This window comes from Microbacterium sp. Leaf351 (assembly GCF_001423825.1).
In the GTDB taxonomy this organism is placed as follows: Bacteria; Actinomycetota; Actinomycetes; order Actinomycetales; family Microbacteriaceae; genus Microbacterium; species Microbacterium ginsengisoli.
Genome location: NZ_LMPK01000003.1, coordinates 76,273 through 77,046 on the forward strand (window position 1 = coordinate 76,273; position 774 = coordinate 77,046).

General features: G+C 74.8%; 1 protein-coding gene. It reads right to left on the reverse strand.

Translation table 11 applies throughout. The features are described from left to right. Nucleotides 1-121 precede the first annotated feature (121 nt). Nucleotides 122-774 (reverse strand): isocitrate lyase/PEP mutase family protein (locus ASG00_RS01845; RefSeq protein ID WP_235559059.1); only part of this gene is annotated, 653 nt, incomplete at its 5' end.

Here is a 774-nt window from a genome sequence, read left to right on the forward strand (position 1 = left end):
AGCGCGACGGATCGGCAGGATTGTGGGGAAGGCACGCCTTTCAGGGTACCGAGGGGCATGCTGTGCCCCCGCTGAAGAACGCCCGCCGTCACCGGATCGTGATCGGGTGCGGAGCCGGGTCTCAGACGAGGGGGCGGATGCCGACGGGGAGCCCGTCGTCCGCGACCTCGTCGACGAGCCGGTCGAGCGCCGTGAGGGCGGCACGCTGCGGCCACGGACCGAACGAGACGCGGGCGACGCCGAGCGCGGCGAGCACGGGGAGCGGGAGCGACCCCGGAGCGGCGAGAACGCTGAGCCTTCCGGGCCCGAACGCGGCGACGAGCTCGCGCACCTCGGGCTCGTCCAGCACGCCGGGCACGAACACGCAGGTGGCGCCCTCCGCGAGGTAGGCGCGCCCACGGGTGATCGCGTCGGCCAGCGACTCCGCACGGCCACGGCCCTCGGCGCGCAGGAACGCATCCGTTCTGGCGTTGAGGGAGAACGGCACGCCCGCGGCATCCGCCGCCTCGACAGCCGCCGCGACCGCCGCGCTCGCCGCCGCGAGCGGTCGCAGTTCGTCCTCGAGGTTCGCGCCCACCACGCCCACGTCGATCGCGCGGCGCACGGTTGCCGCGGGGTCGCCGTAGCCGGCCTCGAGGTCGGCGGTCACCGGCAGCGTGGTCGACGCGACGATGCGCTCGACGGTGGCGAGGTGCAGCTCGAGCGGGATCCGCTCCCCGTCGTCGTAGCCGAAAGCTGCCGCGATCGCGTGACTGGCCGTCGCGATCGCGCGGG